General features: G+C 34.7%; 24 protein-coding genes. 11 read left to right on the forward strand and 13 right to left on the reverse strand.

Going from position 1 to position 24534, the window contains the following annotated elements; translation table 11 throughout:
* Positions 1–23 precede the first annotated feature (23 nt).
* The 4 genes from AABL87_RS10310 (at position 24) to AABL87_RS10325 (ending at position 3325) form a co-directional block, all read left to right on the forward strand.
* On the forward strand, positions 24–608 hold the full coding sequence (locus AABL87_RS10310; RefSeq protein WP_341277308.1) for a TlpA family protein disulfide reductase: 585 nt from the start codon (positions 24–26) through the stop codon (positions 606–608).
* Between the two features lies 1 nt (position 609).
* Positions 610–1365 carry a triose-phosphate isomerase gene (gene tpiA, locus AABL87_RS10315; protein ID WP_006258553.1) on the forward strand — a complete coding sequence of 252 codons (756 nt, stop codon included), beginning with the start codon at positions 610–612 and terminating at the stop codon, positions 1363–1365.
* Positions 1366–1537: 172 nt separating this feature from the next.
* Positions 1538–2395 (forward strand): AraC family transcriptional regulator, encoded by an 858-nt coding sequence (locus AABL87_RS10320; protein ID WP_016648944.1) that lies wholly within the window; start codon positions 1538–1540, stop codon positions 2393–2395.
* A 201-nt stretch (positions 2396–2596) separates the two neighbouring features.
* On the forward strand, positions 2597–3325 hold the full coding sequence (locus tag AABL87_RS10325) for an FAD-binding oxidoreductase (protein WP_006261760.1): 729 nt from the start codon (positions 2597–2599) through the stop codon (positions 3323–3325).
* A 47-nt stretch (positions 3326–3372) separates the two neighbouring features.
* On the opposite strand, the gene AABL87_RS10330 is transcribed toward AABL87_RS10325, so the two are convergent.
* Both AABL87_RS10330 and AABL87_RS10335 read right to left on the reverse strand, forming a co-directional pair.
* Positions 3373–4005, reverse strand: a complete 633-nt coding sequence (locus AABL87_RS10330; protein WP_006264238.1) for a response regulator — start codon at positions 4003–4005, stop codon at positions 3373–3375.
* On the reverse strand, positions 3998–5959 hold the full coding sequence (locus AABL87_RS10335) for a tetratricopeptide repeat-containing sensor histidine kinase (protein WP_341277309.1): 1962 nt from the start codon (positions 5957–5959) through the stop codon (positions 3998–4000). Before AABL87_RS10335 ends, AABL87_RS10330 begins: the two co-directional genes overlap by 8 nt.
* 165 nt (positions 5960–6124) lie before the next feature.
* On the opposite strand from AABL87_RS10335, the gene AABL87_RS10340 reads away from it, so the two are divergent.
* Positions 6125–6601: a hypothetical protein gene (locus tag AABL87_RS10340; RefSeq protein WP_006258559.1), complete on the forward strand. Its 477-nt coding sequence runs from the start codon at positions 6125–6127 to the stop codon at positions 6599–6601.
* Positions 6602–6781: 180 nt separating this feature from the next.
* Here the strand turns inward: AABL87_RS10340 and AABL87_RS10345 are convergent, their stop codons facing one another.
* The 9 genes from AABL87_RS10345 to AABL87_RS10385 all read right to left on the reverse strand — a co-directional run bounded on the left by AABL87_RS10345 (position 6782) and on the right by AABL87_RS10385 (position 13042).
* The gene (locus AABL87_RS10345) at positions 6782–7333 is read right to left on the reverse strand and encodes a DUF4269 domain-containing protein (RefSeq protein ID WP_341277310.1); all 552 of its coding nucleotides are present in this window, start codon (positions 7331–7333) and stop codon (positions 6782–6784) included.
* A 15-nt stretch (positions 7334–7348) separates the two neighbouring features.
* Positions 7349–7681 (reverse strand): DMT family transporter, encoded by a 333-nt coding sequence (locus tag AABL87_RS10350; protein WP_006258563.1) that lies wholly within the window; start codon positions 7679–7681, stop codon positions 7349–7351.
* A gap of 60 nt (positions 7682–7741) precedes the next feature.
* Complete coding sequence (locus AABL87_RS10355; protein WP_006258565.1) at positions 7742–8302, reverse strand: Crp/Fnr family transcriptional regulator; 561 nt, start codon at positions 8300–8302, stop codon at positions 7742–7744.
* A 22-nt stretch (positions 8303–8324) separates the two neighbouring features.
* Complete coding sequence (locus tag AABL87_RS10360) at positions 8325–8846, reverse strand: GNAT family N-acetyltransferase (protein ID WP_006258566.1); 522 nt, start codon at positions 8844–8846, stop codon at positions 8325–8327.
* Positions 8824–9390, reverse strand: a complete 567-nt coding sequence (locus AABL87_RS10365) for an AAA family ATPase (RefSeq protein WP_006265832.1) — start codon at positions 9388–9390, stop codon at positions 8824–8826. The genes AABL87_RS10360 and AABL87_RS10365 overlap by 23 nt, the downstream gene beginning before the upstream one ends.
* Positions 9391–9736: 346 nt before the next feature.
* The gene (locus AABL87_RS10370) at positions 9737–10534 is read right to left on the reverse strand and encodes a class I SAM-dependent methyltransferase (RefSeq protein ID WP_341277311.1); all 798 of its coding nucleotides are present in this window, start codon (positions 10532–10534) and stop codon (positions 9737–9739) included.
* 600 nt (positions 10535–11134) lie between these two features.
* The gene (gene arsB, locus AABL87_RS10375; RefSeq protein WP_326368021.1) at positions 11135–12157 is read right to left on the reverse strand and encodes an ACR3 family arsenite efflux transporter; all 1023 of its coding nucleotides are present in this window, start codon (positions 12155–12157) and stop codon (positions 11135–11137) included.
* Between the two features lie 4 nt (positions 12158–12161).
* Positions 12162–12647 carry a DUF6428 family protein gene (locus tag AABL87_RS10380; RefSeq protein ID WP_006258571.1) on the reverse strand — a complete coding sequence of 162 codons (486 nt, stop codon included), beginning with the start codon at positions 12645–12647 and terminating at the stop codon, positions 12162–12164.
* 65 nt (positions 12648–12712) lie between these two features.
* Entirely contained in the window at positions 12713–13042 is a 330-nt protein-coding gene (locus tag AABL87_RS10385; RefSeq protein ID WP_006258572.1) for an ArsR/SmtB family transcription factor, read from the reverse strand.
* Between the two features lie 179 nt (positions 13043–13221).
* On the opposite strand from AABL87_RS10385, the gene AABL87_RS10390 reads away from it, so the two are divergent.
* Positions 13222–13743 (forward strand): hypothetical protein, encoded by a 522-nt coding sequence (locus AABL87_RS10390; protein WP_341277312.1) that lies wholly within the window; start codon positions 13222–13224, stop codon positions 13741–13743.
* Between the two features lie 211 nt (positions 13744–13954).
* Here AABL87_RS10390 and AABL87_RS10395 read toward each other — a convergent pair whose 3' ends face one another.
* The gene (locus AABL87_RS10395) at positions 13955–15355 is read right to left on the reverse strand and encodes an NAD-dependent succinate-semialdehyde dehydrogenase (RefSeq protein ID WP_006261772.1); all 1401 of its coding nucleotides are present in this window, start codon (positions 15353–15355) and stop codon (positions 13955–13957) included.
* Positions 15356–15612: 257 nt separating this feature from the next.
* Between AABL87_RS10395 and AABL87_RS10400 the strand changes: the two genes are divergently transcribed.
* The 3 genes from AABL87_RS10400 (at position 15613) to AABL87_RS10410 (ending at position 21742) form a co-directional block, all read left to right on the forward strand.
* Positions 15613–15957, forward strand: coding sequence for a DUF6660 family protein (locus AABL87_RS10400; protein WP_006258575.1), 345 nt, complete (start codon positions 15613–15615; stop codon positions 15955–15957).
* A gap of 213 nt (positions 15958–16170) precedes the next feature.
* Positions 16171–20520: a CusA/CzcA family heavy metal efflux RND transporter gene (locus AABL87_RS10405; protein ID WP_326368019.1), complete on the forward strand. Its 4350-nt coding sequence runs from the start codon at positions 16171–16173 to the stop codon at positions 20518–20520.
* A 10-nt stretch (positions 20521–20530) separates the two neighbouring features.
* On the forward strand, positions 20531–21742 hold the full coding sequence (locus tag AABL87_RS10410; protein ID WP_006264250.1) for an efflux RND transporter periplasmic adaptor subunit: 1212 nt from the start codon (positions 20531–20533) through the stop codon (positions 21740–21742).
* Positions 21743–21945: 203 nt separating this feature from the next.
* On the opposite strand, the gene prmC is transcribed toward AABL87_RS10410, so the two are convergent.
* On the reverse strand, positions 21946–22788 hold the full coding sequence (gene prmC / locus AABL87_RS10415; RefSeq protein WP_036496764.1) for a peptide chain release factor N(5)-glutamine methyltransferase: 843 nt from the start codon (positions 22786–22788) through the stop codon (positions 21946–21948).
* Positions 22789–22822: 34 nt separating this feature from the next.
* Between prmC and ribD the strand changes: the two genes are divergently transcribed.
* Complete coding sequence (gene ribD / locus AABL87_RS10420; protein WP_006261776.1) at positions 22823–23893, forward strand: bifunctional diaminohydroxyphosphoribosylaminopyrimidine deaminase/5-amino-6-(5-phosphoribosylamino)uracil reductase RibD; 1071 nt, start codon at positions 22823–22825, stop codon at positions 23891–23893.
* Positions 23893–24519, forward strand: coding sequence for an IMPACT family protein (locus AABL87_RS10425; RefSeq protein WP_073144428.1), 627 nt, complete (start codon positions 23893–23895; stop codon positions 24517–24519). The genes ribD and AABL87_RS10425 overlap by 1 nt, the downstream gene beginning before the upstream one ends.
* Positions 24520–24534 lie beyond the last annotated feature (15 nt).

Consider the following 24534-nt stretch of genomic DNA (forward strand, 5'->3'; position numbering starts at 1 on the left):
ACAATAAAACAGAAATAGAATCAATGAAAAAAATATTCATAACATTAGCACTAGCTACTGCAGTATTTACTTCTTGTAAAGAAAAAGCAGAAACAACTACAGAAGAGATCTCAACTACATTACAAGAGGAGACTTCTGCAACTCCAGAAGTAGAACAAGTAAAAGATACAACTGCATTTGCTTCTAGAGCATTAGAACAAGACTTTGCTGAATTAGATGGGAAGTCAATTACACTTCAACAAATCCTTGATCAACAAAAAGGAAAAGCTATCCTTATAGATGTATGGGCTGCTTGGTGTCCTGATTGTATCAAAGCGGTTCCTACTATGAAAGAGATTAAAGCAGAATTTACAAATGTAGCATTCGTTAATCTTTCTCTTGATAAAACAGAAGAATCTTGGAAAGAAGCAATTGAAAAATATGGTATTGAAGGACTTCACTACTACTCTAAAGAAGGAAAAGGAATGAAAGGAGACTTTGGTAAATCACTAGATTTAAACTGGATCCCTCGTTATATCGTAGTAGATAAAGAAGGAAAAATAGCACTATACAATGCTACTGAAAAGAACTTCGATCAAATAAAAGACTTACTTAAAAAAATTCAATAATATGAGACATTCAATCGTTGCTGGTAACTGGAAGATGCATAAGACATATTCTGAAACGCATACTCTATTAGACGAGTTAATTGAAAAATTACCTTCAGGGAAAGAAGTTGAAGTAATTGTAGCTCCTACTTTTGTAAACCTTGCTAGTGCTGTAGCACATTTAGAAGGAACTAATGTACAAGTAGCTGCACAAAATATGCATCAAGCTGAAGGTGGAGCATTCACAGGTGAAATATCTGCTCAAATGCTTACAAGCATTGGTGTAGAGACTGTGATCATTGGACACTCTGAAAGAAGACATTACTTTAATGAAACTGATGCTGTACTAGCTGATAAAGTAAATACTGCATTACGCCATAATATGCGTGTTATCTACTGTATAGGAGAAGAGCTAAAAGATAGAGAGAATAAACAGTTCTTAAACGTTATCTTTAACCAATTAAGAGATGGGTTATTCCACCTTACTAAAGAGCAATGGAGCAATATCGTTATTGCTTACGAACCTGTTTGGGCTATTGGTACAGGAATGACAGCTACTCCAGAACAAGCTCAAGAAATACATGCTTTTATCCGTCAAGAAATTGATAGAAAGTATGATAAATCTGTTGCTGAGAATACTTCTATCCTTTATGGAGGAAGTGTTAAACCTAGCAATGCTCAAGAAATCTTCTCTAAACCTGATGTAGACGGTGGTCTTATCGGTGGAGCTGCTCTTGTAGCTGATGACTTTGTCGCTATCGTAAATGCTGCTAATTAATAGTATTTCATAATATTAAAGGGCATAAACTTTTGACAGTTTATGCCCTTTTTGTATATCATAACCTGTACATATTGCCTTATTTCACACCTCTTTACGAAAGTATTTACCCTCTATTTAAATAGATTCTAAATAATTACAGTATATTTGTAGTCTATTAAATAACAATATAATGACTCATACTAATGATATTATCACTTACAGCCAGTCTCCTAAAGCGTTAGGAGGTATTTATATAAAGGATCATACACATATAGAACAAAAAAAGTCTATCATTAACCACACACATAGAGATGATTACTATGTAATTTCTATTGTAACTAATGGAGAGATGAGAATGGACTGTGAAATGGAAACATTCACTGCCTTACGCAATAACATACTTATTGTCAAACCTTACCAAATACACAACGTTAGACACATTAGTGATGACTTCACGGGTTATCTTTTAGGCATACAAGAGTATAGGATACCTAATGACATCAATGACTTGTTATACACTCTACCAGAGAGCCAACAACTTCTAAACATAAAAGAAGAAGAGATGCAAATGCTCGCTACTACTTTTGAGTTAATGAAGAAGCACACTGCTACCAATAGCCAACATAAGATGCAGATCATTAATGGGCTATTCTCTACTGCATTATATAGCATTTGTTCTCAAACAACGCATAACTTACAAAACAAAGAGTTAGGGACTCAGTCACAACCAACAGTGATTACAAGCAACTTTAAACGCCTAATCACACACCAGACACATCTGAATCTGCCGTCATACTTTGCTAATGAATTAAGCATTACCACAGCACATCTGAATGACTGTGTAAAGAAAACCACAGGACAAACAGTTAGTTATTGGTTAAAGAAATCAATACTAGATGAAGCGAAACGCTTACTGTATTACACCAACAAACCTGTTAAAGAAATTGCCTTTAACCTAGGCTTTGAAGACCATACGTATTTTTCTCGTATGTTTAAAAAACTAACCTATCAGACTCCTCTACAATTTAGAGATACTGTAAGAGCTTAATTCTATACTGTGAATTAAGCTCTTTTTTATAAGGAAAAAGAGAATAGAAAACAGGAAGCAGTCAACTAAATTTAGAGATGTACATAACTCCTAATTCTTAATTCTACACTTTCCCCTCTTTTATCCAATCTTCTCCTATTTTAGTTTTACATCCTATTCCTTCTTTTTAATGAATTTTGCTTAAAACTAAAAGAGAAGAAAATGCCAAAGATTCCAAAACTAATAGGTACAATAGTAAAGACTGCATGGAGTAAGATGTTTGTTACTGTAGTAGTTACACAAAAAGAACAGCTAGCTAATGGCTTATTGAGAATACGTTTTGAAGCTGACCTTTCTAATGCTAAATACGAAATAGGACAAGCCATATTAATGCAAATATCAGACACAGAATATCGCAATTACACTCCTAGCATTTTTAATAAAGAAGAAGGGTACTTTGATGTAATATTTCATCAAAAAGCGAAAGGTCCTGGCACTACTTTTTTCAAGAATATAACAATAGGTACTGAACTCACTTCTAGTTTACCTAGAGGTCTAAATATCTATGATGAGAACACCTATTACCATTTCTTCTATGGTGATGATACTTGTATAGGATTCTGTCAGGCATTACAAGAAGAAATGAAAAAGAATAACCATAAACTAGAAGGTCTACTTGAGTTAAGTGATCATTCTATCCCTTATGCCAATGACCATCTACCTCATATGGAGTATATTGAAAAATCAGATGATAAAGAAGTATACCCTGCAGTAGATTATTTAGAATCTATAGATACTTACCGTTGGAATAAACTAGTTCATGGTCAATTCTACCTAATGGGTAATGGAAAGAGTATTCAGAAGTTTAGAAAGGCACTACGAGCAAAAGGAGTCTCTTCTAACAATATCATTACGCAGCCTTTCTGGGTAGAAGGAAAAATAGGCTTATAAAATGACAAATCTAACTAACTCAATAAACAACTGCTACGGAGAATAAATCAGATTAACTTATTCTCCGTAGCTATTTTTACAAGTTCAAACATATTCTTTGCTTTAAATTTCTGTAACAGATTTCGCCTATGAGTCTCCACTGTAATTACTGATATGAATAGTTTATCCGCTATTTCTGCAGAAGTCAATCCATTAGATATAGCTTGTAGCACCTGCTGCTCTCTTTTAGTCAGTCGAGGCAATTCTACAGGATTAGATAATTGAGTTAACATAATCTCTTGTACTTTCTTACTCAATGCTAACTCTCCATTAATAGCTCTTTCTACACATTCGACTATTTCTTTAGCGTCAGCATTCTTCAGAATATATCCATTCCCTCCATTCTCTAAAAATCGAAAGATAATACTTCTCTCTTCCTGATTACTTATCCCTATCACAACAATATTAGGGGATTTCTGTTTAATCATCTTACAGAAATCTAATCCACTGCCATCATTGAGTACTATATCTAGTAATACCACATCTACTTTATTCTTCTGTATAAAATCTACTATTGCCTCTCCACTACTGAAAAAGAATAATTGATATTTCGCATCTACTTGAAACAATGATTTTAAGCCTTCTAATATCATTGGATGATCATCTACTATCGCTAACGTGATTATATCCTTATTACACATTACACTCTACATTTATCGTTGTTCCTTGTCCTTTTTGAGAGTCTATACTTAATGTTCCATTGATTAACTGTACTCTACTTTCCATATTTTTAATCCCTAATCCATATACTACCTTAGTAGTGTCAAATCCTACTCCATCATCCTCTATTGTCAGAGTCAACAAGTCTTCATTTTGACTAATCTGTACAATCACATTATCTGCTTGAGCATATTTAATTATATTACTCAATCCTTCCTGTGCTATGCGATACAAAGCTAATTGTGTCTGAAAAGGAATAGTCGTACTTATAGTAAATGCTTCGAACTGAATACTCATTTTTTCATACGTCATAGATTCACACAATTCTTTTAGAGCAATTTCTAATCCTAAATTCTTTAGTGTCTCAGGCATTAGGTTTCTAGATATCCTCCTCATTTCTATGATAGACTTATCTATTTTAGCTAATAGCCCACTAGACTCACTCGTCTCTGTAGAAGAAATAGACATCCTTATATTCGCTAACATTCCTCCCATGCTGTCGTGCAGATCTTGAGCAATGCGTTGTCTTTCTTGTTCTTCCCCTTTTAATACATCCTGAGAAGCTTCATATTTTCGCTTATTCTCTAAGTTTATCAAATCTTGTTGATGGCTTATGCTAATCTGTTGATTTAGCTTTTGTTGATTTTTATAATTTCGAAAAGCTAATATGGCTATGATTACACTTAGTACTAGCCCTATTACTAAAAACAGCATACGCATATTTCTATTTTTAGCAATCAAAGCATCTTCCTTCTTTTCTTGTATTAATTGGTTAATTGTCTGCTCCTTATCATGAGTATCGTGTATAATCTCTAATTCGTTCATCTTTTCCAACAGCTTTTGTTGTTGGAGGCTATCTCCTAATACACTTGATTTTTTCATCCATTGATAAGCTTCTTTATAATCGCCTAACACCTCATTAACAGCTGCTAACTGTGTAAAAGTTATTTTGCGATTAACAGCTTCTTTACTCAAGATATTATCCTTTAAGATCTGCTCTAAGATAAGTTTAGCTCCCTCGTAATCACTCTGCATCAAATAAACATTATAAACGCGGAAATAAAGCATTTGAGTAAGCTTAGGTTGCTTCATTTGCTTAGAGAGTTCTATTCCTTTATTTAAACTCACTAGAGCAGGTTTATACTCCTGTCTAGTGGTGTGATACATTGCTAATTGATAATAATAATTGGGATACTGTCTCGAATTAGGGTACTGTTCTAACAGTTGAGTCGCTTTATCTAAATAGATCTTAGCTGCAGTGCTATTAGCCTGATAACAATAATTACTCACTAAATTAAAATAAGTAATCAAGTGAATAGTTCCCTCTTCCGGCAATTCTTTTAATACCTCTAAAGCTTTAAAGTGGTACTCTTCTGCTTTATCAAATTGTCCCACTGACATAAAGGTCAACCCTACTTGCGTATTAGCATAAGCTAGATATAACTTATTTCCTGCCTTTTCACTTAATGGAATACACTTCTCTGTCAGCATTTTTAGTAAGACTTCATACCCCTTATCTTCTACTTGCACATATGCGTAGTTATACCAACTTCGAATTAAAACATCTACATTTTCCTTATCCTCCTTCAGCTCTTTAATCGCCTCTTCATAATATTGTTTCGCTTTGCTTTTACTCCCTTGATTAGTCTCATAAATCCCTTGATAATACGCTATCACCCCTTTAGATAACAAATGCTTATTAGGCGAAGACAATACCTTAGTCAGCGCTTCCTTACTGTTCACACTATCTGTAGGAGCATAAAACTCTGCTAAAAGCAAATAATGCTCTAAACGATTTTTTTCACTCTTACTAGTCTTGATTTGTTCATTTATTTCTCTGAAGTAACCTTCTTCATCTAAAGGTAATAGCTGCTGACCATAACTAAAAGAAATGAATAAAGTAAAGGAAACAAGTAGATAAAGTTTTTTCAACATAGAATCATGTATTAAAGTACAAATATCACAATAAAAACACATTCATCATTTACTATTCTAAAATTAATGGTAAACCATTAGAAACAGATTCATGGTATTCTGTGATTGTCATAAAAAGCCAATCTACTGATATTTGTAACTCACATATAAAACAAAACAAAAAACATGAAAAACTCAAAATTAAGAACTGCTTTTTTAAGTGTATTAGCCGTTTTAACATTAGGCTTAGCTACTACAGCTTGTAGTAGTGATGATAATAGCACTGACAGCCCAGCTTTAGAAAAGAATACTTACAAAGTCACAGTATCCTTAACTAATGTTGGTGAGAATGATTTCGTTTCTCTAACTTATGCTGGAGGAACACTTAGCGGAAAGACAGATGTATGGAAAGTAAACGGTAAAGTTAGAACAGGTGAGTCTGCTATTAGTCTAGCGAAGAACGACTTCGGTGCTGGTACTAAAACGTATGTAATCGAAACTACTGAGCCTATCAACGCTTTTGCTAATAGTGTACAAATTATTAACTATGGAGAGAGTTTACCAATCAATTATAAAATAGAAAAAGGAGGAAAAGTATTGGTTAATGAAGAACTAACTTTATCAGGAGATGGTAAAGACTTCTCTAAACAATACGCTTTCTAACACATTCTTATTACTTTCTCAAGTATTGTTTAGTTACTAGAACATCTTTATTATTAGTTGTCTAAGATGTTTACATGAGATGTTTGTTAACGATTACCCACTATAAGTGTTAGTACCTATAGTGGGTAATTTTATGTTTAAAAAGGTACTATATACTAATAAATCAACCCCACAATTCCTTTATTCATATCTATCTAACTCCTTATTACCATAAAGTAATAAGCTATCATAAGGATTGCCAGTTAACCCTAATAACTGGGCAAAAGCAGGCTCTGTTTTTATCCCTGCTTTTTTCAGCTTTATTACTTCTTGCTTGAAGCTATCACCTTTCTCCTTTAAGATGGCATATTCAATGAGCATATGTCGATAACCATTTTGTTCTTCTACAGGTCTAGGTTGAGCGAATAACTCTACAGGAAATTCTTCTAACGTAAAGTTGACTACTACAGTAGGTAGACCTCCTATCTCTACTTCTGTCAAAGTATAGTCTTCTATAAACAAAAACAAAAGTTGTACGGTTTGTATAAACTCCTCTTTATTCTGATAACAACAAGCAATATCTAAATCACTCCCTTCAACGGCAATATCTATCGGAAAAGTACCGATTAATACTGGATCAAACTTACGTAACTTATCCATTACTAATCCTTGTTCTAGTACCTCAGCTATTCGCTGTTGTACCTTGTTTCCTTCTCGTAGATAACTCAGCTCTTTAAAATTAATATCACTCATTCTTCTATCTGTTATTTAATGTGCACTCATTTTAGAGAATACGTTGATTACAACTACCCCCGCTATAATCAATCCCAGCCCTAATACAGCAGGTACATCTGGTTTTTGGTTATACAGTACTATCGCTATCAAAGTTACTAAAACGATACCTACTCCTGACCATATCGCATACGCTATCCCAACAGGAATAGTGCGAAGAGTCTGACTTAAACAATAAAATGCAGCCGCATACATCAATACAGTCAATACACTAGCTCCTAATTTAGAAAATTGTTCTGATGCTTTTAAAGCACTTGTACCTATTACTTCACACACAATAGCTACTGCTAAAAAGATAAAATTCTTCATATATCATTTATTTACGCCACAAAAATAGCCCTCAACAGAGGGCTACTTTTTTGATATATGTCAAATTCTTCTGATTCTACTCAGTGTTTCTTGGGAGATCCCTAGATAAGATGCGATATTTCCTAAAGGGATTCTATTCACATCACTCCCTAGATCTTTTAATAATCTGTGGTATCGCTCTGTAGCAGACATGGTCTGTAGTTGAAAAGCTCTATCTTCTAACTGTAAACAATAGTCTTCTGTAGAGCGTCTTAAAATCAAGTTTAACTCAGGATATTCTTTAAAAAAACGAAATATAACTTGGTTTGGAATCGCATGTACCACACAGTCTTCCATACATTGTATAAACTCAAGAGAAGCTTTGCTCTTATACATCTGATAAGTAGACCCCATGATGGTTTGTTCAAAAGCAAACCATACATCTATCTCTTGATCATTATGCATATAGAATCCACGCACAAAGCCTTCTTCTAAAACATAAAGACTACCTGACAGTTGTCCTTTTTTTAGTAGGTACTCCCCTTTTCTCTTATAAAATATCTGAGTATTTTTCTCCAAAGCCTCTTTACACATTGGTGATAAATACCCGTATTGCTCGAATAATCTAATTAACATATTCATAGCGTTTCTTCGTTATAGCCTTTTATTTCTTAAGTCTAATATACCAAAAATTTGGCACACCTTCATCTAAAAATGTATCGACTACTTTAAAACCTACTTTTTCTAACACATGTCTAGAGCCATCATTACCTACTTCAGAACTAGCATGTATCGGTAACGTTGTCAAATGTTTGTCTGCATATACTAAGCATGCTTTCGCAGTCTCAGTAGCATATCCCTTACCCCATGCCTCGTAGATAAAGCGGTATCCTAAATCTAAGTATTCTGCGACTCCACTAGGTCCGTCTTTTAAATACTTAAAGCCTGTCCACCCGATAAAAGTATTCGTTTCTTTCTCTATCACAGCCCATCTTCCGATGCCAAAGTCTTCGTACTGTTGACGAATAAATCTGATTACGCCGAGCGCCTCTTCTTTACTCCCTATCGGTTTCTTACCTAAGAACTCTAACACTCGGATATCTCCGTCTAAAGCCAATATCCCCTCTACATCTCCTTCTTCTAAAGGGCGAATTATTACTCTATCAGTCTCTATTATTTCTTTCATTTTCTTCTTTCTTTAATTGATTCATTACGAAGGTTACGCGTTCATCTACTGTCCCTTTAGGCACCTCTATTAGAGTATAACCATATCGTTGATACGTTGTTTTCATTGTCTCATAAGTTGCCCTAGCTACCTCCATATCCTGTTTGCGCTCTTTGTCTTGCGTATAGATTTCTCCCCACGGAGGTAAGATAAAGACAGTTGGCATATAGGGAAGACTGGAGGCGATATTATGCTGTGCCTCACTTATATCTAATCCTTCTAATACGGCATAGCCTATGCTATCGAGTATCCCTCTGTCCCATAATATAACCTCATCCGTTATACAATGTTCGTAATCATAAACAGACTGAGATAGCATCGCTTCATAAAATAATTGTTTATTCTCCCAAGGCAGTACATCACTCCCCAAAGCTTGTTCGCGCTGGATAATAGCCCTCCCCACTTCAGGCATTACGGTATATCCTTGAGCTTCTAAGGCATGAAGTAACGTCGTTTTTCCGCTACCTGGGCCTCCTGTAAATATATAGAATGGTGGTATGTTCATGTATAAAATATGGTATTACTCACTCTTATTGATAATCTCAACAAGAGCAAAACTGTTGTTACTGATACTTGTATTCTTAGGAAAAACGAAAAGCAATCACTGTAGTAGTACCTACACACTTTTCTAAAAATGAAGTCATTAAGATAGAAGATAAACTTAATGTAGTAAGGCAAATTTACTCAAAATATCCTAATCCCAAAAAACAAACGCATTACCGCCTCACTATGGATATAGATATACACCTCATATTCTATTCACTCTATACTATAATATACGCTATATATAGACTCAACTATAGGCACGGATTATACTCTGTTATCTCATATATATATAAGCCGAGTCATGCTTACTTTACTGCTACGATAGCATATACTAAAGGAGCTTTATCTCCAAAAGGTTTAATCTGATACTTCTTAGGTGCTATCTCTACCACCTGATTAAAACAAGGGTAAGGAGAATAGTTATGTTCTTCGAAGGCCTTTATTTGCAATTGATTATTAACCAATCCCTGCACAACATCAGCAATACTGTGATTCCAACTTACACTACCAAACTCGGCATCAGCAGTCTTATCTGCGTAGGTACCTGTCTCTGTCTCTACAATAGACTCTATATTAAAATAAGAGTACTCAATCTTAGTAAAATCGTAGTCATACATCCAAATAAAAGGATGAAACTCTACGAATACAAATTTACCTCCTGGTTTGACAAACTTAGATACTACTTCAGCCCATTTATTCATATCTGGTAACCAACCTATCACTCCATAACTGGTATATACGATATCAAACTGCTCCTCTAACACCTCTGGAAGTTGATACACATCACTGCAAATAAAACGTACATCTAGCCCTAATTGCTGAGCTAATTCACTCCCTTTTTCTACAGCTTTATCGGACAGATCTACACCTGTTACATCTGCTCCCATTCTAGCTAACGAAAGCGTATCTTGTCCAAAGTGACATTGTAAGTGCAGAATCTTCTTCCCTCTAACATCTCCTAATAAGTTTAACTCTATCTCATTTAGAGAAGTCTCCCCTGCCAAAAAATCTTTCATATTATAGAACTCAGAATCTACGTGCAAAGCCACCTTCTCATTCCAAGTTTTTTTATTGATCTCTATATAGTTATTATTTGTGTCCACAGTCCATTAATTAAATACAAGCTAAAATACAGTTTTTTCATTAACCGTAATATGCTGTTTATCTGTATTTAAATGGCTTTTGTATAATAAGTTTTTCTCTTTATTCTCTATGTTTCTAAAGTTTAACCAATATTTATTTTCTATACAATTCTCTTCCACCTCAATAGAATCACAAGAGCTAATCCAAGAACAATAGCTGGATAATAAAAGGAGTATCCTTCGACAAACCATCGCTTTCCTCCACTATTATCTAGGTATTGTCCATGAATTGTCCAAGGATTTTGCTATATGCCTCGTATTTACTAGGGTTAAAGCAGGTATGAGTAAAGTATAAAAACCAGTCAAAAACAAATAAAACACTGATAATCACTATCTTAAAACAAAACACCATGTAAAAAAAATGATACTTTTTTTAAAATTATTGGTTGTATAAAGGTCAAAAGAACTGCTTTAACTAAAAAAAGAAGAGTAAAAAAAGCTATTTACCATTAAAAAACAGTAAAAAGAAGAGAGAAAACAAAAAAAGTATAGATAGTTTTCTCGAATAGGTACTATAACACAAAGACGCAGTTCTAGGGTGAACTACGTCTCTATCTATATTTATTTTTGATAATATTTCTTTTGCCAATACAAACTTAGTCTCACAAGAGCAATTAAGACAGGTACTTCTACCAAAGGCCCGATTACTCCAACAAAAGCTTGGGGAGAATGTATTCCAAAAACTGCAATAGAAATGGCAATAGCTAATTCAAAGTTATTTCCTGAAGCAGTGAAAGCAATAGCAGCATTGTGATCATAAGGTAATTTCATACGATAGTTCAGCCAAAAACTGATGGCAAACATCAATACAAAATAAATGACTAAAGGAATACCTACTTGTATCACTTCCATCGGTAATTCTACTACTTGCTGTCCTTTAAAAGAGAACATCAACAGTATCGTAAATAATAAAGCATACAAGGTAAAAGGTGATATGCGTGGAATAAACCTGTGATTATACCACTGCTCTCCTTTGTATTTCACCAAGTATTTTCGGCTTAAGAAGCCTGCTAAAAAGGGAATTCCTAAGTAGATCAAGACACTTTGTATCACTTCACTTATCTCTATATGTACATCATAAGTAGCCAAACCTAATTTGGCAGGTAGTACATTGATGAAAAGCCATACATATACACTGTAAAAAAGCACTTGAAACACACTATTCAGAGCTACTAACATAGCAGCATATTCTTTATTTCCTTTTGCCAAATCATTCCATACTAGCACCATCGCTATACATCTAGCCAGACCGATTAGAATCACTCCTATCATATAGTCAGGCTGATCCCTCAAAAAAATAATAGCCAACACAAACATAAGAACAGGACCAATCACCCAATTCAGTAGTAAGGATGAAGTTAATGCCTTTTTATCTTCAAACACTTTTGGCAATAAACTATAATCCACCTTAGCTAATGGAGGATACATCATCACAATCAACCCTATCGCTAGAGGGATATTTGTACTCCCTATAGACACCGATGCCATAAGATCTTGAATGCGAGGAAAGAAATAACCGACGCCGACACCTAATATCATGGCCAAAAATATCCAAAGGGTAAGGTAACGATCTAAAAATTTCATCCTTTTATTTCTCATCCGAACAACAATCGCTACTAGGTGAACAACAAGATTCTGCTTTTAAAGAAGACAGAGCTACTTTAGGTTTAGATACAGGTATACCACATGCATCTTCTGCTAAACACGCTGTCAAGGTATTTTGTAATACAAAGTGCTTATTAGTTGTATCAAAACCAAGATTATATTTACCTATAGTAGCCTGTTGGTATTCTACCTCTACTTCAGCATCTTGGATCTGTAATAAACGCTCAGACAAATTAATAATGTGCAATAGCTTCTCAGCTTTCAGTTGATGATCGTAATCATCTGCTAACCACAACTGGAAGCTCACTTTCTGCTCTTTTCTTACAGTACCTCCACAGTCAATAAAGTTTTTATCGATCTGACCTACTTCTGTAATATGAAAATGCGAGGGTACACTATTACCGTCTTCTAATTTAAATACCACGTCTTGCATGGTTGCTAACACTTGTTTTACTTCTGATAATTTCATATTTCTAAATTTTAACACTCATTAATACATCGTAATATCACGATACGTTAGTTTAAAAAAATGCCTTAGCAGCATTCGTTATTTTGAATAGATTGTGCAAAGAATAATCCAAATTCTTGAGCAAATTCATTCCATACCGTATCATCTATACAATAACAGACAGACTTTCCTTCTATACTTCCCTTAATAAGACCACTGTTTTTTAACTCTTTCAGATGTTGAGATATAGTTGCTTGTGCAAGACCTAATTCTTCTACTAAGTCATTACAGATACAGGCTTTCTGATTAATGATGTATTGAAGAATAGCTAATCTAGCAGGATGCGCTAGTACTTTAAACATACTCGCTAACCGATTCTTTTTCTCGCTAAACAATTCTGCTTTTGTAATTCCCATAATCTCTTCATTTAATACATCGCAATATTACGATGTATTATTTAAATAAGAAAGGAAATGAGGGATAATTACACGAATGATATAAGGTAGAGACGCAACACTTTGCGTCTAACACCCAGTATTAAAATGCATTAAAAAAACAGGAATACTTTTTGTAGACATTAATTAAACCAAAAACAATGAATCTAAACAATAAAATATATAGAAGTCCTTCTAACAGGGCTCAATGGTGGGATTATAGTAATAATGGTACTTACTTTATTACAATATGTACAAAAAATAGAATCAATTACTTTGGTACAATTCAACAAGAAGAAATAATCTTGAGCCCATTAGGACATAGCGTATTAAAATGTTGGAATAATATTCCTTTATATCATCCTTATGTCATACTTGATGCTTTTATCATAATGCCTAATCATATACATGGTATTTTACATATTAACAACAGTAACACATTTAATGACAACAGCACATTAAAAAAGGAATGCAAAGTTACTTCTGGTAGTTTAGGCTCTATAATAAGAGGATTTAAAGTAGGAGTAAAGAAAGATGCTTACACACTAAATATTCCTTTTTTCTGGCAACCAAGATATCATGATCATATCATACGAACTGCAGAATCTTATATTAAGATTGCTAATTATATTATAATGAATCCTATTACATGGAAACAAGACAAATTCTATAATAACCTATAAATCATATTGATGGACATACTATACGGTAGACGCAATGTATTGCGTCTCTACAGAACATTACTGATATACATATTACACGTTAGACACAACGTATTGTGCCTCTACAGAACATTCTTTGTCATATAAAATTCATTAACCAATGAATATAAAAAAAAGAGGATGTTCTATAAAGAACACCCTCCACTTAAACAATTAAAAGTACTTATTACTACTAATAAGCTTTATCTATATCAGTTACTCTGATCAATTTCTCATTGACGAATTCATGGATACCGTATTTCGCTTGTTCTCTACCATACCCTGACTTCTTCGTACCACCAAAAGGTAATTCTGGTGAGATACCTGTCACATGGTTGATATACACCATTCCGGTAGCAATCTGACGAGCGACCTTCACTCCTCTTTCTTTATTCTCTGTGAATACACTACCGCCTAATCCATAATCTGTATCATTAGCCAATGCGATAGCCTCTGCCTCGTTCTCTACTTCATAAATCATGAATACAGGACCGAATATCTCTTCGCTATAGGCATCCATGCCTTTCTTGATACCTGTTAGAATAGTTGGTTCCATAAACCATCCCTCTCTATCTAGTTTATTCCCACCATAGACTAACTTAGCACCTTGTTCTACAGCTTTCTTCACTTGTTTTAATACATCTTCTCTTGCTTTCTCACTACTTAGAGGTGCTAGCTGAGTATCTGCTGACATAGGATCACCTACCTTAGTTTTCTTTACTTGCTCTGTTACTCCTTCGATAAACGCCTTAGCTAATTTCTTATCAACTATAAGACGTTTAGGTGATACACATACTTGACCAGCATTCCATAGTCGACCTTCTACAGCACCCTTAATTGCTTTCTTAAGATCTGCATCATCTAGTACAACGAAAGCATCACTACCTCCTAACTCTAATGTCGTTTTCTTAATATGTTTACCTGCGGCAGCAGCTACACTTGATCCTGCTGGCTCACTTCCTGTAAATGCTACAGCTTTCACTCTAGGATCACCGATAATTGCTTCTATAGATGCTCCTGGTACAAATAGATTAGTGTATACCCCATCAGGTAGACCACATTCTTTAAAGATCACCTCCATAATCTCTGCACACTGAGGAATATTAGAAGCATGTTTTAACACCATCGTATTCCCTGCCATAAGATTAGGGGCAGCAGAACGAGTAATCTGATAGAATGGGAAGTTCCATGGCTGTACACTAAGAATAGTACCTATGGGTTCTTTACTGATAAATGCTTCTCCATGAGGGGTTTTTATCTTTTCATCTGCTAATAAGGTTTCTGCATTAGTAGCATAGAAGTCAAAGATATCTGCACATAATAATACTTCTCCTATTCCTTCACTGTGTAGTTTACCCATCTCACGAGTGATTAAGGCTCCTAGCTCTTCTTTACGTGCTCTGAAAGTTTCTGCTACTTTATGAATAATAGCTGCTCTTTCTTTTATCGTAGTCTTGCCCCATGTCAGAAAGGTCTTATCTGCTTTAGCTAAGATTCTATCTATTTCTTCAGGTGACATAACAGGATATACTTTTTCTTCTTTTCCCGTAGTTGGGTTGATTGTCTTAATACTTGATTTTATCTGTGTACTCATAATTATATTTTTTTAAGTTCCTACTAATTTACTTAATTGAAAATGAAAGACTTAAAAACTTATGTTAAATCCCTATGAGTGAAGAAAATATAACAAATACGAGTCTGAATAACACAAGGATCTCATAAGAACAAGAACTATTGTACTATAAAAAACAATAGTACGAGTCTATTGTATTCCATATTTAGCTATGCAACACTGTTGCAAAGACATAGTCTATGTTTTATCATCTCATCTCTTTCTACTATATTTGCCTTATGAAACAATTCAACAACATATTAAACTTATTTCTTTCGTTAGTTTTTCTAGCGATAAGTTTCTATCCTTGTGCGGATAGTTATGTTGATTTGAATATTACTCAAAGTACAGAATCTATACACTTAACTTCTTTACAACAGGCTGACTCTGATATAGACCACTTAGATGTGTGCTCTCCTTTGTGTAGCTGTTCTTGTTGTGCAGTTTCTTTAACTGTGGCAGAAGTCATTAATGTAATAGATCTTTCTTCTGTAAAACACAACCACAAAATCCCTTCATATCACAAAGATGCTGTGATTAGAATGGAGTACCCTATTTGGCAACCACCTAAAATAGTTGCTTAATACCCTTTTAACTTTTTATTTCTATCTATTCATTGAGCTATAATATTGTTCAATGAACCTTTAGAGCTACTTATTTCTGTAGGCATATTCTAACAGAGAACAAGATTGTAGTTATCCTATACAGGCTTATAGAATCATAAAGTTAACTCTTGTTATGGCGCGTTACTTAGCCCATACAACACATCACAAATCATTTTTAAGACTATTACTACTATGTTAGATAAAATCATACATTTTAGTATCCGCAACAAGTTTATTATTGGACTATTTGTTCTAGGGCTAATCACGCTTGGGACTTATTCTCTCCTTAATTTACCAATGGATACTCAACCTGATATAACCAATAATCAAGTTCAAATTATCACTAGTTCTCCTACACTAGCAACACAAGAAGTGGAACAATTCATCACCTATCCTATCGAGCAGGCTGTAAAGCCCATTCCTAATATAACGGAACTTCGCTCTATCAGTAGGTTTGGACTAAGTGTGATCACTGTAGTATTTACAGAAGACACGGATATATACTGGGCTCGTAATCAAATATCAGAAAAACTAAAAACTGCTGAAGAAGTCATTCCTAAAGGAGTAGGAACACCTGAGTTAGCTCCTGTGAGTACAGGACTAGGCGAAATATACCAATATGTAGTCTACCCTAAAGAAGGGTATGAAGAAAGATACAATAGTATGGATCTACGTACTATACAAGACTGGATTATCAAACCGCAACTGGTAGGTGTAAAAGGAGTGGCTGAAGTAAACACCCTAGGAGGTCAATTAAAACAATACGAAATAGCAGTAAAACCTGACTTGCTTAACAGTATGAACACCTCTATCCTTGAGATATTTAACGCACTAGAAGCCAATAACGAGAATACTGGAGGGGCTTATATTGACAAAAAACCTTATGCTTACTTCATCAGAAGTGTGGGAATGGTAAAAAGCATAGAAGACATAGAGCGAATCGTAGTGAAGTCTAACAACGGTACACCTGTATTAGTGCGCGATGTAGCAGAAGTACGCATCGGGAGCAGTATTCGATATGGTGCTGTGACTAAAGATGGAAAAGGTGAAGATGTGAGTGGTATGGTGATGATGCTGAAAGATGCCAATACACAAGAAGTGGTCAAAGCGGTAAAAGAAAGAATCACTCAAATAGAAAAAACACTACCTGAAGGGGTAGCAATAGAACCTTTTATAGATAGAACTAAATTAATCGACAAAACAGTTAGTACCATTCAAACTAACCTTATCGAAGGTGCTCTGATTGTCGTATTTGTACTAGTATTGCTTTTAGGAAACTGGAGAGCAGGGCTAATCGTAGCCTCTGTAATACCTCTAGCCTTATTATTCGCTATTTCTATGATGAAGTTATTCGGTGTAAGTGGTAACTTAATGAGTTTAGGAGCGATTGATTTCGGATTAATAGTCGATGGAGCTGTTATTATTGTAGAAGCCATAGTACATCGACTCCATGCAGGTAAAAATAGAGTGCTCACCCAAGACGAAATGAACACTGAAGTATATACTGCTTCGTCTAAAATAAGAACAAGTGCTTCGTTTGGAGAAATTATTATCCTAATCGTGTACTTGCCTATTCTAGCTTTAACAGGCATCGAAGGAAAAATGTTTGGCCCTATGGCGATGACGGTGTCATTTGCTATTCTAGGAGCTTTCATTCTTTCGCTTACTTATGTACCTATGGCCTCTTCGTTATTCTTATCGAAGAAAGCAGGAAAAGAAAAACCAAACTTTAGTGATAAGATTATTGACAAACTATATAGTTGGTATAAACCTCTATTAGAAGGTGCTTTTAAAATAAAAAGAATCGTTCTAGCTATTGCTTTTGGATTATTTGCTATTGCTTTATTTGTCTTTGGTCGTATGGGAGGTGAGTTTATTCCTACTCTAGACGAAGGGGATTTAGCTACACATATTATTATCTCTTCTGGTAGTTCGCTATCCCAAGAAATAGAGACTACGACTAAAGCAGAACAGATTCTAATGGAACGCTTCCCTGAAGTGAAAATGGTCATCTCAAAAATAGGTAGTGCGGAGATTCCAACGGATCCTATGCCTATGGAAGCTGCCGATATGATTATTATTTTAAAAGAGAAAAAAGAATGGACATCAGCTAAAACCAAAGAGGAACTTATCTCTCTAATGGAAGAAGCACTAGAAGAAATACCGGGAGTAACGACAGAGTTCTCTCAGCCTATCCAAATGCGTTTTAACGAACTAATGACCGGAGTAAGAAGTGATGTAGCAATTAAAGTGTTTGGAGACGACCTAGATCGCCTAGCGAGTATAGGAGATGAAATAAGTGGTCTAATCTCAGGTGTACCTGGTGTAGCTAGTACTAAACTAGAAAGAGTAAGCGGATTACCACAGATATCGATTAAGTATAATCAAGATAAACTTGCGCTATATGGGCTTACCATATCTGAAATCAGTCAAGTCGTAAGAGCTGGTTTTGCAGGAGAGACTGCAGGAGTAGTTTATGAAGGAGAAAAGAGATTTGATCTAGTCGTACGCTTAGAAAGCAATTCTAGACAAGATATTGAAAACCTAAGAAATATGTTTATCCCATTAGCGAATGGACAACAAATTCCATTAGGGCAAATCGCTACTATCGACTATGAAGACGGCCCTCAACAGATCAGTAGAGAAGATGGTAAAAGACGTATTGTATTAGGATTTAATGTTCGTGAACGAGATGTAAAAAGTGTGGTGAATGACATTCAAGCCATCTTAGATAAAAAACTAGATATGCCTGATGGATACTTTATCACTTATGGAGGACAATTTGAAAACTTAGTGGAAGCAACAAATCGATTAATGGTAGCTGTACCAGTAGCTCTAGCATTAATATTTGTGTTGTTATACTTTACTTTTAAATCAGTAAAACAGTCCTTGATGATCTTTACTGCTATTCCTCTTTCTGCTATCGGTGGAGTAGCTGCATTATGGCTTAGAGATATGCCATTTAGTATCTCAGCAGGAGTTGGATTTATCGCACTTTTCGGAGTCGCTGTATTAAATGGTATCGTACTAATTGGTCAGTTTAACTCACTTAAAAAAGAAGGTATGGATTTATATGAAAGAATTATAGAAGGAACTAAAATACGTCTACGCCCTGTATTACTTACAGCAGCTGTAGCTTCTCTAGGTTTCTTACCAATGGCACTGAGCACTAGTGCTGGAGCAGAAGTACAAAAACCCCTAGCTACAGTAGTTATCGGAGGGTTAATCTCTGCTACTATCTTAACGTTAATCGTCTTGCCTATTATCTATTACTATGAAGAAAAAGGATTGGGAATAGGCAAAAAAAATAAAACTATAGTAGCCTCTACTCTATTATTACTAATGGGGATAGGTACACAGGCACAAGAAGTCAAAAAGCTTACATTACAAGAGGCTTTAGAACTAAGCGTAGCAAATAATAAAGGAATAAAAGCGGCAGAGTATAATACAATTGCTCAAAAGCAAATGATAGGAACGTACTTTGACCTAGCTAAAACAGATATATCAACAGGTTTTGGGTATTTAGACACTAAAGAGAAAAAGGACATTACTTTGTCTATTTCTCAATCTTTCTCACCGTTTACCTATGGAAAGAAAAAGTCTGTTCTAAATAAGGCTTACGAGACCGCTGTTATCCAACAACAAGGAGCTGTTAATGTTACGGAATACGCAGTAAGACAAGCTTGGGAAAACTTATTGTATGCACTTTCAAAAGAAGTATTACTCAAAGAACAAGCAGACTTATTAAAGGATTTTTCTAGATCAGCTAAGCTTCGTTATGAAACTGGTGAAACAACACTGATGGAAAGTAATGTAGCTTCTGCTAAAGAACAAGAGTTAAGAGTACTTATCACACAAAATAAAACAGGGATAGACAACGAAACTTCTAAGCTAAAAGCTCTATTAAACCTAGAGGAAGATTTCATCCCTATGAACACTGATATTGTATATGACAAACACGAGGCGGATGTTGACTTTGATTTGAGTTTAAACAATACTATTCAGCTAGCAGAAAAAGAGATAGAAACAATAGAAGCAAATAGAAAACTAGAGAAGGCAAACTTCTTACCTGACTTCTCATTAGGTTATAACATAAAATCAGATTCAGGAACTGTAACAGGGAGTAATGGGCTACCTGTTACTTATGGGAAAGAATTGCGTGTACCGAGTTATACAGTTGGGATTTCTATACCTATCTTCTTTGGTAGTCAAAACGCTAAGGTAAAAGCGATGAAGTATGAAATACAACAAGCTACAGTGCAAAAAGAATACCTGCACAAACAGTTAGAAGAAAATGTCCAACAACAATTTGACATTATCAAAGCACAAGAGAAAGTAATCGATTACTATCAAGAAAATGCTTTAAAGAATGCTGCTCTTATCAAAGACCACGCTAAGAAATCTTATAATAATGGGGATATCTCTTATGTAGAATACATTCAATCCGTAGAAACAGCACTAGCGATTCAGATGAATTACTTAGATGCTATTCTACAGTATAACCTAAGTCACAATACCCTACATTATTTAGTAAACCAATAATATCAGAGAAATGAAAAAGTCGATTATATTTTTATCAATAGCTACAAGTATTCTATTATTTAGCTGTAAAAATGCTGAAGAAGACCATTCTGGTCATGATCACGAAAACGAAAAAACAGAGAGTACTACAAAAACAGAAGCGAAAGAAGAATCTGCTAATAAAGAGGTAGAGCTCAACCAAGCTCAATACACTGCTTCTAACATTCAACTAGGACAAGTACAGCAAAAAAACTTAAGTGATGTCATTAGAGTAAATGGTAATACTGAGCTTCCTGCTCAAAGTCAGGCTGATGTATCTTCTTTTTTAAGTGGTACAATCACAAATATCAATGTGAATCTAGGAGACTATGTAAAAAAAGGGCAAACAATAGCAATTATAGATAGTCCTGAATATATTCAGCTACAAGAGGAATACCTCGTTTCTAAAAACACATTAGAATATTTAGAGTTAGAGTATAAACGTCAGCAAACTTTAAGAGCAGAGAATGTCAACTCTGAAAAGACATATCAGAAGACTAAATCAGACTTAAATATAGAACGCGCAAGATACCAATCTTTAAGCAATAGACTAAGCTTAGTTAATACAGCTCCTGGGTCTATCTCTAAATCGTTGAGAATAGTATCTCCTATATCTGGTAATATAGCTACTATACCAGTCAAAATAGGTACTAATGTTATGGCGGGGCAGTCTCTATTTACTATTGTAGATAACTCTAGAATTCACTTAGATTTATTAGTGTACGAAAAAGACATGCCTTTTATCAAAATAGGACAAAAGGTCTCTTTTAACTTTACTAATATCAATAATTCAGAGGTAACTGCTACTATTTTTAGTATCAATAAATCTTTTGAACCTGGTACTAAAACCGTAATCGTACATGCTAATATTGATAATGTACCTGAGACTCTGATACCAGGACTTTATGTTAATGCATTAGTACATATCGGAGAGAGAACAGTAGATGCTCTGCCTAATGACGCGATTGTCAAAGCAGATGGACGTGAGTTTATTTTCATTCTAGAAGATGCTCATAAAGAAGAAAGCGGTATGTCATATCACTTCCAAAGAATAGAAGTCAAAGCAGGAGTATCAGAATTAGGGTACTCACAGGTAACAGTCTTACAAGACATTCCTAAAGATAGTGAGATTGTACTATCTGGTGCTTACTATATTCAAAGTCACTTGATCAAAAACGAAGGAGGCGGAGGACACGCTCATTAATCTAATTATAACTAATAAAGGCTATCCTAGTGATAGCCTTTATTAGTTTATATGTCCTTATTCAATAAATTCTTAATTATAAGTTCATGAGAATTGCTTACAATACTTGTGAGGTGTTACTACTAGAAATAGAATATTCCATAAATTCAGCTACTACAGCAGGAAAAAGCTTTTATCTCTATGACGTTAATTACTCTACTCACTTATCGTTTAACAGCTTTAATCATTCTATCATTTCCTACCATATCTTTTCTTAACTCTACACCTGTGAAATCAAGAGATTCAAACAATGTTTTAGTCTCCTCTCCTAAATACTGGTTAATTTCATAGAACAACATACCTCCTGTTTGTAAGTTGTTATTGGCTAGAAGAGCTATCTTTCTATAAAATATCAGTGGATCATTATCTTCTACGAATAGAGCTAGATGAGGCTCATAATCTAATACATTCTTTTTTATTTCTACTTTTTCTAAGTTGCGTACATAAGGAGGATTAGACACTATAATATCGTACTGACTCTTCAACTTTTCTAGTTGTAATACATCTTGTAAAATCGTTTCCACAGCCACTCCATTACTTACTGCATTCTGTTTCGCTACTTCTAAAGCCTTATCAGAAACATCCATTAAAGTAACTCTAGCTAGAGGTAATTCATTCGCTAATGTTATTCCTATACAGCCACTTCCTGTTCCTATATCTAATATTCTAATAGGTTTAGATGGGTTGACACTATTTATTATCCACTCTACTAATTCTTCTGTTTCTGCTCTTGGAATAAGAGTAAACTCATTCACCTTAAAGGTCAATCCGTAAAAATAGGCTTGCCCAAAGATATATTGAATTGGTTTTTCTTGTTTTAATTCTTCTAATACAGATTCCCATACTGCTACCTTATCTGTCTGCATCGTTGGATTCATAACTAGATCAATTCTAGTTTTCCCTTCTATCTCTTCTAAAGCAATCAAAAATAATTGCTCCGCTTCCACAGCATCATAAATAGGAGTTAAACTCTCTTTAAAATAGGATTGGTAGTACTTTATCTGCATAGTATTCTTTAAAAACAAATGTTTTAGTTTAATTTTGTTCAAAGATACATTATTATCAATTTTGGAAAGACACGAATTATATATTTCTCGCTGTATTCAGTTAGCACTACAAGGAACTTATGCTGCTATGCCTAATCCTTCTGTAGGAGCTGTGGTAGTACACAACAATCGCATTATCGGAGAAGGCTTCACTTCTCCTTATGGAGGTCCTCATGCTGAGCCTAATGCAATAGCATCTGTTCAGAATCAAGAACTACTAAAAGAGAGTACTTTATATGTCAGTCTAGAGCCATGTAGTCACTTTGGTAAGACTCCTCCGTGCTGTGACTTGGTAATCGAAAAGAAGATACCTAAAGTCGTTATCGGTACTGTAGATCCCTTTGCAAAAGTATGTGGCAGAGGAATTCAAAAAATGCGTGATGCAGGAATAGAAGTAATAGTAGGTGTATTAGAAAAAGAATGCCAAGAGAGTAACAAGCGCTTTTTTACATTTCACAATCAAAAACGCCCTTATATTATCTTAAAATGGGCTGAGTCTATAGATCACTTTATTGCTCCTATACAGAGAGCTACTAATAGACCTTTCTGGATATCGAATACCTATTCTAAACAATTAGTACATCAATGGAGAAGTGAAGAAATGGCTTTTTTAGTAGGTACACAGACAGTCCTTAGTGATAATCCTTCTCTTACTACAAGAGATTGGTACGGCAAAAGTCCTATCCGTGTATTCATTGATAGAATTGGCAAAATAGACAACTCCTTTAGCATTAAAGATAATAGTGTCAAAACGATCTGTATCACAGCTAATCAAGACTTAGTCTCTACTGATAATCTAATCTATGAGCATGCAGATTTTAATCAACCTCTAGTACCACAGATTCTAGATATTTTATACAGACATCAGATTATGTCTGTTGTAGTAGAAGGTGGTACACATACACTTCAGCATTTTATTGATGCTGAGTTATGGGATGAAGCAAGAGTATTTATTGGAAATACTCCAATAACAGAAGGTATCCCTGCTCCTCATTTTTCAGGATTTGATAAAGTAGTAAAACATCGTATTTTAGACAACGAATTAAGAATAGTATATCGCAAATAATGGCAGAAGCATTAGATTCATATAAAACAATAAGTAGACCAACAGAAGAAGTATTGTATAAAGAAAAGAATAGTAAGTTTTTTGGCTATGCTTTTCCTATTCAACGCGAAGAAGAAGTAAAAGAAATCATCGATCGCATCAAGAAAGAGCATTATAATGCGCGTCACTGGTGCTATGCCTTTCAACTTGGAGCAGAACAGGTATACTATCGTGCTAATGATGATGGAGAACCTAGTAATACTGCAGGTGCTCCTATCTATGGACAAATACAATCTTATGAGGTCACAGATATTCTAATCGTAGTGGTACGTTATTTCGGTGGTATAAAGCTGGGCGTAGGAGGACTCATCACTGCCTATCGTGCAGCAGCTCAGATGGCCATGGAAGAAGCGGAAATTATAGAAAAAACAATTGATAAGAAGTTTAAAGTTCGCTTTGAATACAAAGACATGAACAATGTCATGCGTGTAATCAAAGAAAAAGACTTAAACATTCTAAGTCAAAAAATGGAAATGAGCTGTGAAATAGAGTTATCTATACGCAAAAATGAATATGAACAAGCGCTAGCTGCTTTTGTTCCATTTTATGAAGTAAAAGTTGTCGAAGAAACGGACGAAGCATATTAGTTTCGTTCTTTACTT

The sequence above is a fragment of the Myroides sp. C4067 genome, assembly GCF_038039665.1.
Classification (GTDB): Bacteria; Bacteroidota; Bacteroidia; order Flavobacteriales; family Flavobacteriaceae; genus Flavobacterium; species Flavobacterium odoratimimum.